8 protein-coding genes are annotated in these 9,018 nt (G+C 70.3%); 3 read left to right on the top strand and 5 right to left on the bottom strand.

Annotation, left to right across the window (positions count from 1 at the left end):
- Both acpA and HOQ08_RS12160 read right to left on the bottom strand, forming a co-directional pair.
- Window positions 1–1,584 (bottom strand): acid phosphatase (gene acpA, locus HOQ08_RS12165; protein ID WP_291195140.1); only part of this gene is annotated, 1,584 nt, incomplete at its 3' end.
- Between the two features lie 36 nt (window positions 1,585–1,620).
- A complete protein-coding gene (locus tag HOQ08_RS12160) occupies window positions 1,621–2,118 on the bottom strand; it encodes an Lrp/AsnC family transcriptional regulator (protein WP_291195137.1) in 498 nt (165 codons plus the stop codon).
- Between the two features lie 116 nt (window positions 2,119–2,234).
- Between HOQ08_RS12160 and HOQ08_RS12155 the strand changes: the two genes are divergently transcribed.
- From HOQ08_RS12155 to HOQ08_RS12145, 3 genes are read left to right on the top strand one after another with little or no spacing between them, the layout of a single operon-like run.
- Window positions 2,235–3,161 carry a DMT family transporter gene (locus tag HOQ08_RS12155; RefSeq protein ID WP_291195134.1) on the top strand — a complete coding sequence of 309 codons (927 nt, stop codon included), beginning with the start codon at window positions 2,235–2,237 and terminating at the stop codon, window positions 3,159–3,161.
- On the top strand, window positions 3,148–3,456 hold the full coding sequence (locus HOQ08_RS12150; RefSeq protein WP_291195131.1) for a cupin domain-containing protein: 309 nt from the start codon (window positions 3,148–3,150) through the stop codon (window positions 3,454–3,456). The genes HOQ08_RS12155 and HOQ08_RS12150 overlap by 14 nt, the downstream gene beginning before the upstream one ends.
- 14 nt (window positions 3,457–3,470) lie before the next feature.
- Entirely contained in the window at window positions 3,471–4,157 is a 687-nt protein-coding gene (locus HOQ08_RS12145; RefSeq protein WP_291195128.1) for a glutathione S-transferase family protein, read from the top strand.
- 103 nt (window positions 4,158–4,260) lie between these two features.
- On the opposite strand, the gene ubiE is transcribed toward HOQ08_RS12145, so the two are convergent.
- The 3 genes from ubiE to plsB form a co-directional block, all read right to left on the bottom strand.
- Window positions 4,261–5,013 carry a bifunctional demethylmenaquinone methyltransferase/2-methoxy-6-polyprenyl-1,4-benzoquinol methylase UbiE gene (gene ubiE / locus HOQ08_RS12140; protein ID WP_291195126.1) on the bottom strand — a complete coding sequence of 251 codons (753 nt, stop codon included), beginning with the start codon at window positions 5,011–5,013 and terminating at the stop codon, window positions 4,261–4,263.
- 54 nt (window positions 5,014–5,067) lie between these two features.
- The gene (locus HOQ08_RS12135) at window positions 5,068–6,387 is read right to left on the bottom strand and encodes an amidohydrolase family protein (RefSeq protein WP_291195123.1); all 1,320 of its coding nucleotides are present in this window, start codon (window positions 6,385–6,387) and stop codon (window positions 5,068–5,070) included.
- A gap of 92 nt (window positions 6,388–6,479) precedes the next feature.
- Window positions 6,480–9,018: glycerol-3-phosphate 1-O-acyltransferase PlsB (plsB, locus tag HOQ08_RS12130; RefSeq protein ID WP_291195120.1), on the bottom strand; the 2,539-nt coding region annotated here is incomplete at its 5' end.

The following is a 9,018-nucleotide window of genomic DNA, read 5'->3' as shown; positions in this document are numbered from 1 at the left end:
GCGCAGGCCGAAGCGGCGGGTGATGAGGCGGGCGATCGAGCCGGTGTCGTAGACGGTGTGGTCGACGTGGCCCTTCTTCGCGTGCGACGAGACCACGATCGCCGGGATGCGCGAGCCCGGTCCCCAGCGGTCACCCTTGGGCGGCGCCACGTGGTCCCACCAGCCGCCGTTCTCGTCCACCGTGATGACGATGAGCAGGCCGGGCCATGCAGCCGACGACTGCAGGGCCTCGACCACGGCCATGATGTGACGGTCGCCGGCATCGACGTCGGAATAGCCGGCGTGCATGTTGAGGTCGCCCTGGGGCTTGTAGAAGGTGACCGCCGGAAGCCGGTCAGCCTGGACCGCCGCAAGGAAGTGGTTGGTGGCCGCGGTCTCGCCGATGCCGGCATCGCGCAGGTGCTTCGCCCGCGCGGCGGTGCCCGGTGCGTAGGCGGCGAAGTAGCTGAATGGCTGGTGGTGTGGCTGGAAGTTGGGTCGCTGCGGGAAATCGCGCTGGTCGCCGTCGCCCTGGTCCTCCAGCGCAAGCTGCCAGCCACCGGCATACCAGGCCCAGTCGACGCCGGCTTCGGAGAGCACGTCGCCGATGGTCTCGTGCTGCTGCGGCGGCAGCGTGTTGGGACTGTTCGGATCGGCGCGGTGCGGGTCGTTCGGGTCCTTGGAGAAGCTCGGCGCGTAGGCCGGCGCCATCGTGTTCACCGCCCAGAAATCCGGCGTGAGCGCGCTGGGGGCGTACGGCTCGGGCTTGCCGTCCATCGCGCTGGCGGGCGAGTCGTGGGCGAGCTTGAGATGGATGTCGGTGGCCTCGCCGGTCACCGTCTGGGCGATGTTGAAGCGTGCCGGGCTGGTGTCGGCGTGCGGGTAGTACGCCGGCTGCGCGGCGACCAGGTACTGGTGGTTGATGAAGGAGCCGCCGAAGGCGCCCATGAAGAAGTGGTCGCACAGGGTGTACTGGCGCGCCAGTTGCCATAGCCGCAGGTTGGCCGCGTTGTCGCCGTAGTAGCCCATCACCAGGGCGCCCGAGTCGCCCCAGGCGACGAAGCCGTCGTTGCGGCCGTCGTTGATCTGCAGTTGGTTCTCGTAGAAGCGGTGCCACAGGTCGCGGGTGACCACGCCCTGCGGCAGCGGTTCGCCCGAGCCGGTGCGCAGCGCCCAGGGCGCATTCGGCAGGCCGGTGAGGTCCTCCTCGCGCACCACGTACTTGCGGTGGTTGACCACCTGTTCGTGCGGCGCCACGCCGTGCCATACCGGCGGCAGCTCCTTCAGCAGCGAGCCGTCGCGGTCGCGCTGGCGGTACCGCTCGGGCTCGAGCGCGGACAGCGGCTCGGCCACGCCGGGGAAATCGCCGAACAGGTTGTTGAAGCTGCGGTTCTCGGCGTAGATCACCACCACGCGCTGGATGCGCTCGCGCAGCAGGGCATCGAGCTTGGTCGCCGCCGGCACGGTTGCGGCCGTGGAGGTGTCCACGGCGGTGCCGCCCAGCGCGAGGCCGGCGCCCGCGGCGGCCAGGCCGCCGAGCAGGCGGCGGCGCTGGGGATCGTCAGGCCGGTCATCGGCATCGGGCGGCAGGGTCTGATCGGACATCGGAGTCTCCGGAAAGCAGCGGGCAGTATGCCGGCCTCAGCCCTCCATCGCCTGCGCCGCCTGCCACATCGCGCGGGTCAGCGGGCGGTTGGCGTGCGGCGTCTGCAGCACCACCAGCGTAGTGGTGCTGATGCTCGGGTGGATCTTCAGCAGGCGGTCGAGCACTGTTTCCAGGTGCGCCACCGAGAGCGCGACCACGTGCAGCAGCGCCGAATCCTCGCCGGCCAGGCGGCGGCATTCGAGCACCTCGGGCACGTCCGCCACCAGCGCGCCGATGCGCGCGCAGACGCCGCCGTCGCAGCGCAGCCGGATCACCGCGTCGATGCTGTAGCCCAGGCGTTTCGGGTCGATGACCGCGCGGTAGCCGGCGATCACGCCGGCTTCCTCCAGCCGCTTCACCCGTTCGGCCACCGCCGGCGCGGACAGGCCGACCTGCCGCCCCAGCTCGGCGTAGCCCTGGCGCGCGTCCTGCTGCAGGGCTTCGAGCAGCTGCCAATCGCGTCCGTCCAGTTCGGGTTTCGATATTGAGGCCATGCGGGTGTTTTCCCATTTCGTTCGATGGCGAAAGGTCGTCACTTTATTCCGATCCATCATTCCCGTGCCTGGTGCCCGCCACTAGGATGCGCACTTCCCCGCCCGGACTTGACCCCATGGATACCCTACGCCTCGACGGGCGCACGCTGGCCTGCATCGGCGTCGCGCTGGTCACCTGGTCCTCCGCCTATGCGGCGATCGCCTATGCGCTGCCGGCGTTCACGCCGGGCGAGGTGGCCTTCGCGCGGCTGGCCATCGGCTCGCTGTGCTTCGCGCTGTGGCTGATCGCCAAGCGCCCGCCGCTGCCGGCGCGGCGCGACTGGCCGCAGTTGGCGCTGCTGGGCGTGACCGGGCTGACCGTCTACCATCTGGCGCTCAACTACGCCGAAACGCGCATCGCCAGCGGCACCGCGGCGATCCTGATCTCGCTGGTGCCGGCGGCGACCGCGGCGCTGTCCGCGCTGTGGCTGCGCGAGCGGCTGCCGCTGCGCACGCTGGCCGGGTTGGGCGTGGCGCTGGCCGGCGTGGTGATGGTGGTGCTGGCCAGCGGCAAGCAGGTGAAGTTCGAGCCGATGGCGGCGCTGGTGCTGGTCAGCGTGGTCGCCTCGGCCATCTATTTCGTGGGGCAGAAGCCGCTGTTCGCGCGTTCGAGCGTGTTCGGCGTCACCGCATTCACCTTCTTCGCCGGCATGCTGGGCGCGCTGCCGTTCGCGCTGGACCTGCCGCACGCGCTGGCTGCCGCGCCGTGGCCGCGTATCGGTGCGTTGCTGTGGCTGGGGCTGGCGCCGACCTTCGTGGGCTACATCGCCTGGAACACGGCAATCCACCGCAGCTCCGCCTCGCAGGTGTCCAGCTTCATCTACTTCTCGCCGCCGATCGCGGTGCTGATCGGCTGGGTCTGGCTGGGCGAACGGCCGGGGCCGTTGACCCTGATCGGCGGCGCGGTGACCGTCGGCGGCGTCATACTGGCCAATGCGCGCGGGCGCACGGCGCCGGTGCGCCCGGTATCGGCGCACGGGACCAAGCGCTATGAACACGGCTGAAGCGGTCATCGTCGACCTGCCGGCGCTGGCGCGGGGGTTGCCTGCGTGGCAATCGCACCTGCTCGGCCAGATCGGCTCGGCCAGGCTCAAGCTGCTGCGCATGGACGAGGCGCCCTATGTGGAAGAAACGCATGACGTCAGCGAGGCGCTGCTCGTGCTGGATGGCGCCCTGCGGCTGCGCATCGGCGGCGCGCTGCGGGTGGCGGGCGCCGGCCAGCTTTGCCTGGTGCCTGCCGGCGTTCCCCATGCGGTCGAGGAAGGCAGCACCGGCACCCTGCTGATCATGGATACCTGAAAGGAGGTTCCGTCGTGTACCAGCTCTACATCGGCAACAAGAACTATTCGTCGTGGTCGCTGCGGCCGTGGCTGTTGATGGTCGAGCGCGGCGTTCCGTTCGACGAACGCCTGGTGGCGTTGCAGGAGGGTTCCAGCTGGGATGCCTTCCGTACCTTCTCGCCCAGCGGCAAGGTGCCCTGCCTTGTTGATGGCGACACCGTGGTGTGGGATTCGCTGGCGATCGTCGAATACCTGGCCGAGCGCCATCCAGGCGTATGGCCGGCCGACGCTGGCGGGCGCGCCTGGGCGCGTTGCGCCGCCGCCGAGATGCACTCGGGCTTCGGCGCGTTGCGTGGCACCTGCCCGATGAACTGCGCCATCCGCGTGCGGCTGCATGGCATCGACGCGTCGCTGCAGCGCGACCTCTCGCGTCTGGCGGAACTGTGGAACGAAGGCCTCTCGCGCTTCGGCGGGCCGTTCCTCGCCGGTTCCGCCTTCAGCGCGGTGGATGCCTTCTTCGCCCCGGTCGCCTGGCGCATCCTGAGCTACGGCCTGCCGCTGGACGAGGCCTCGCTGGCCTATGCGCAGCGCCTGCGCGAGCTGCCCGGCATGCAGCGCTGGTACGCCGCCGCGCTGGCCGAGGCCGTGCGGCTCAAGGACAGCGAGGACACCGCGCGCCGCGTGGGCTCGGTGCAGCAGGACCTGCGCGCGCCGGCCTGAGGTTCAGCCGTTCGACGCGGACGGCCTTAGGGTCGTCCGCATGCTCCAGCAGCAGACGGCGCAGGCCGTTGGAACGCGGTCGCGGTCGGCGGCGACGCCCCGGTCAGAGCTTGTAGGCCTTGTGGATCGCCACGATGCCGTTGCTGAGGTTGCGCACCTCCACGCGGCCGAAGCCGGCCGCCTCCATCATGCCCTTGAGCGTGGCCTGGTCCGGGTGCTTGCGGATCGACTCGGCCAGGTACTGGTAGCTGTCCGCGTCGCCGGCGAACAGCCGGCCGAGCCTGGGCAGCACCTTGAACGAATGGAAGTCGTAGAGCTTGCCGAACAGCTCGCTCTGCACGCGCGAGAACTCCAGCACCAGCGCGCGGCCGCCGGGCTTGAGCACGCGGCAGATGTCGGCCAGCGCCCTGTCCTTGTCGGTGACGTTGCGCAGGCCGAAGGCCATGGTCACCGCGTCGAACGAGTTGTCGGCAAAGGGCAGGCACTCGGCGTTCAACTGCGCCCAGCGCAGGCCCGAGACCAGGCCGCGGTCGGTCATGCGGTCGCGGCCCACGCCCAGCATGGCGGCGTTGATGTCGCCCACCACCACCTCGCCCGCGTCGCCGACCACGGGCTTGAGCAACGCGGCGATGTCGCCGGTGCCGCCAGCCAGGTCCAGCACGCGGTCGCCCGCGCGCACGCCGCTGATCGCCACGAAATGACGCTTCCACAGGCGGTGGACGCCAAACGACATCAGGTCGTTCATCAGGTCGTAGCTGCGCGCGACCGAGGTGAACACCTGGCCGACCAGTTTCTGCTTGTCGCCCACCGGCACGTCGCGGAAGCCGAAGTGGGTGGTTTGGGGCTGCTCGCTCATGGGCGGCAATGCTACAGGAAGGCCGCCGGCTGCCGTGCGCCGGCGGCCGCTGGGTCAAGGCGCGGTCGGCTTGCCGTCCTGCTTGTAGACCGTGCCGTCCTTCATCACGAAGCTCACCCGCTGCATGGCGGTGATGTCCTCAAGCGGGTCGCCGGGAACGGCGATCACGTCGGCCGCGCGGCCCGGCTGGATCTGGCCCAGCTGGTCGGCCCGGTGCAGCAGCTCGGCCGCGTGGGTGGTGGCGGCCTGCAGCACGTACATCGGCGGCATGCCGGCCTGCACCATGTACTCGAACTCCCTGGCGTTCTGTCCGTGCGGGTAGACGGCCGCGTCGGTGCCGAAGGCGATCTTCACCCCGGCCTTGTAGGCGCGGCCGGCGGTGGCCAGGATGATCGGGCCGACCTGGCGCGCCTTGGCGGCGACCTGCGGCGGGTAGTAGCCGGGCTTGGCGGCCATCTGCTCGACGTACTTGCCGGCGATGATGGTGGGCACGTACCAGGTGCCGTGCTCCTTCATCAGCTTCATGTCGGCGTCGTCCATGAAGGTGCCGTGCTCGATCGAGTCCACGCCGCCGAGCACCGCGCGGCGGATCGCCTCGGCGCCGTGCGCGTGGGCCGCCACGGTGAAGCCGTAGTCGTGCGCGGCGGCGACCACGGCCTTGATCTCCTCCATGGTCATCTGCGGGTTGTCCGCGCTGGCGCTTTCGTCCAGCACGCCGCCGGAGGGCATGATCTTGATCAGGTCCGCACCGTCCTTGTAGTGCTGGCGCACGGCCTTCCACGCGTCGGCTGGACCGTTGATGATGCCTCGTTTCGGGCCGGGATCGCCGGCCAGGTCCTGGCGGTAGCCGTCGGTGGGGTCGGCGTGGCCGCCGGTCGAGCCGATCGGCACGCCCGCCGTGTAGATGCGCGGGCCGGACACGATGCCGGCGTTGATCGCGTTGCGCAGGGCGATCGACTCGTTGGCCTCGTCGCCCAGGTTGCGCACGGTGGTGAAGCCCGCCAGCAGGGTGCGCCTGGCATACACGGTGGAGCGGATCGCGTAGTCGGCGGTGTTCCAGCGGAACTGGTCGGTGTAGCCGGTGGGGCTGGTCTCGGAGGTCAGGTGCGTGTGCGCGTCGATCAGGCCGGGCAGGCAGGTCTGGCCGGCCAGTTCCAGCACGCGGCCGTCGCTGCTCGCCGGCGCGCCGGCGTGGATTGCCTGGATGCGCCCGTCGCGCACCACCACCGTGGTCTCGCCCAGCAGCTTGCCGGCCGCCGGGTCGAGCAGGTGTGCGCAGTGCAATGCGGTGGCGGCTTCCGTGGGTGGCTCGGCGGCCAGGGCGGGAGCGGCCGCCAGCAGGGTGGCAAGGGCGAGCGCGGGGCGCAGGGACATGATGGGCCTCCTCCAGTGGAGCGGCCATCATAGGCAGCTCTCCGCACCCACCGGTAGCCCGCCTGCCACACGTTGCCCTGGAGGCGAGGCGGTTAGGCGTCCCGGGGCGGTTCGTGCCCGTGCTCGTGTTGCTCGGCCTCGACGTGGCGCCGGTGCAGGTCCTCGCTGCCGCTGTCCTCGGGCACGTGCGCTGCCGGCTTGGGCGGGGCGGCGTCCATGTCGCCGTCCACGCCGGTGATCTTGAGGATCGAGTGGCGCACCTCGCGGGCCAGGATCACCCGCGCGTCGCGCACCATGTCCTCCAGCGCGCGGTCGTAGTCGAGCTTGCCGGCATCGTCGGTCCACACGATCTTCTGCTCGCGCAGCTTCTGGATGAAGCCACGGAACAGCGCCTTGTCGAAGAACTCCGGCGCGGACTGCTCGTTGAGCAGCGACAGCCGCTGCGCGGTGAGCGCGCAGGCGTTCTCCAGCTCCGCCGCGGTGGTCGTGTGCGGGCCGTTCTTGGCCAGCGCGGCGATGGTGATGTAGTAGCGCTCGAAGGCCTGGATCAGGCTGCGCGCGATGGTCTTCATCTGGAACGCGGCGTCGTCCTGGCCCGGCCCGCGCTCGAGCACGCGGCCGTCGGCCGATGCTTCCAGCAGGCCGCGGCCGACGAAGAAGTCGATCGTGCCCTGCATCTGCGCCACGAAGCCGTCCGAGTCCCATGGCAGGAACAGCTCGCCCTGGATGAACGGATAGATGATCCGGCCCAGCCGCAGCACCGAGGCGCGCGTCATGCGCCGGTTGTTCAAGAAGCAGCAGGACACCCACGCGGCGGTGGCGGTCAGGTGCAGCACGTTGTTGCGGAAGTAGGACAGCAGCACCGCCGGCTCGTCGTCGGCCACCAGCACGTCGCCCAGCGGATGGCGCACGCGGCGGACCCAGCCCATCTGCTCGCCGTACGCGACGATCGCGGGCGGGGCCATCGGCGTGAGCGTGATGCGGTCCGAGTAGGGCATCTGCGTGAGCAGCGCGCGCATCAGCTCCAGCTGCGCGAGCAGGTCGTTCTCGGCCATCGCGTGCTTGGGCGTGGCCAGCAGCGCCAGCGCCAGCAGGTTGATCGGGTTGACGTCGGCGGCGCGGTTGATGTTGACCTGGATGCGCTCGGCCAGCTCGTCGACCACGCGGTTCAGCCACTCGGGCTTGGCGTCAGGGTCGGCGGTGGCGGCGCGCCAGTCATTGCTTGCCGTATCGAGCAGCGGGGTCAGCTCGATCGGCTCGCCGAAGTTGAGCGCGACGTGGCCGTAGCGCTGGCGCAGCACTTTCAGGCCCTTGAGCAGGCCGACGAGGGATTCCTTCTCCTTCGGCTTGCCCGACAGCTCGCCGATGTAGCTCTTGCCCTCCATCAGCTTCTCGTAGCCGATGTATACCGGCTGGAACAGCACCGGCCGGCGCGGCGCGCGCAGGAAGGCGCGCACGGTCATCACCAGCATGCCGGCGCGCGGCGCGAGCAGCCGCCCGGTGCGCGAGCGGCCACCCTCGATGAAGTACTCCATCGGCACGCCGCGGTCGATCAGCTGCGCGACGTATTCGTTGAAGATCACCGAGTAGAGCGCATTGCCCTTGAAACTGCGGCGCAGGAAGAACGCGCCGCCGCGGCGCAGGATCGGCCCGATCACCGGCAGGTTGAGGTTCACCCCGGCGGCGATGTGCGGCACCACCACGCCGGAGACGTGCAACTGGTAGGACAGCAGCAGGTAGTCGGCGTGGCTGCGATGGCTGGGCACGTAGACCACTTCGTACCCGGGCGCCGCGGCGCGCGCCTTGTCGAAGTGGTGCATGGCGATGCCGTCGTACAGCTTGTTCCAGAAGTTCGACAGCAGGAACGACACCGAGCGCACCACCGGGTGCGAATAGTCGGCGGCGATCTCCATCACCAGCTTGTGCGCGCGGCGCCAGGCCTTGGCGTAGGAGATGTGCTCCTTGGCCGCCGTGGCGCCGATCGCCGAGCGTACCGGCTCGGCGTTGAGCACCGAATCGGCGACGGTGCGCCGGTGCGACAGGTCCGGGCCGATCACCGCGGCGCGGATGCGGCGGAAGTGCGTGCGCAGCACCCGCGCGATCTTGCGCACGAAGCGGTCCGGCTCGATCTGCCCGGCCTCGTTCAGCACCTCGCGCAGCGACACCGGCGGGGAGAAGTGCACCACCGTGTCGCGGCCGTTCAGCAGCAGCGCCAGCAGGCGGCGGAAGCGGCCGACCATCACCCAGTTCTCGGAGAACAGCACGCGGAACCAGCCGGCATCGCGGCTGGGCGCGCGGCCGACGTAGATCGACACGGGCACGATCTGGATGTCGCGTTCGGGCTGGTCTTCCAGCGAGCGCACCAGCTGCGCCAGCGACCCGTTGGGCGAGCGCTGGCGGTTGCGGCCCAGCAGCCAGCCGTCGCGCCGCGCCAGCGCGAACACCGAGCGCTTGCGGCGGGTGCCGGCCAGCGGCTGCATCGGCGGGGGCAGGCCGGCCTCGCGGCAGGCGCGCTCCAGGATCAGCGCGTCGGAGAAGCCGTCGCGCTCGATCACGTAGCACACCGGCGCGCCGGCCTTGAGCAGGCTGGCAGGCTCTGCCGGGTCGCGCCGGATGCGCACCCAGGGTTCG

The sequence above is a fragment of the Frateuria sp. genome (genome assembly GCF_013362045.1).
GTDB lineage: Bacteria > Pseudomonadota > Gammaproteobacteria > Xanthomonadales > Rhodanobacteraceae > Frateuria_A.
This window is presented reverse-complemented; position numbering and strand designations above follow the sequence as displayed.

Excerpts from the sequence above, each read along its gene's own strand:
- HOQ08_RS12160 (WP_291195137.1), bottom strand. The coding sequence starts at position 2,118 with ATGGCCTCAATATCGAAACCCGAACTGGACGGACGCGATTGGCAGCTG.
- HOQ08_RS12155 (WP_291195134.1), top strand. The coding sequence starts at position 2,235 with ATGGATACCCTACGCCTCGACGGGCGCACGCTGGCCTGCATCGGCGTC.
- HOQ08_RS12150 (WP_291195131.1), top strand. The coding sequence starts at position 3,148 with ATGAACACGGCTGAAGCGGTCATCGTCGACCTGCCGGCGCTGGCGCGG.
- ubiE (WP_291195126.1), bottom strand. The coding sequence starts at position 5,013 with ATGAGCGAGCAGCCCCAAACCACCCACTTCGGCTTCCGCGACGTGCCG.
- HOQ08_RS12135 (WP_291195123.1), bottom strand. The coding sequence starts at position 6,387 with ATGTCCCTGCGCCCCGCGCTCGCCCTTGCCACCCTGCTGGCGGCCGCT.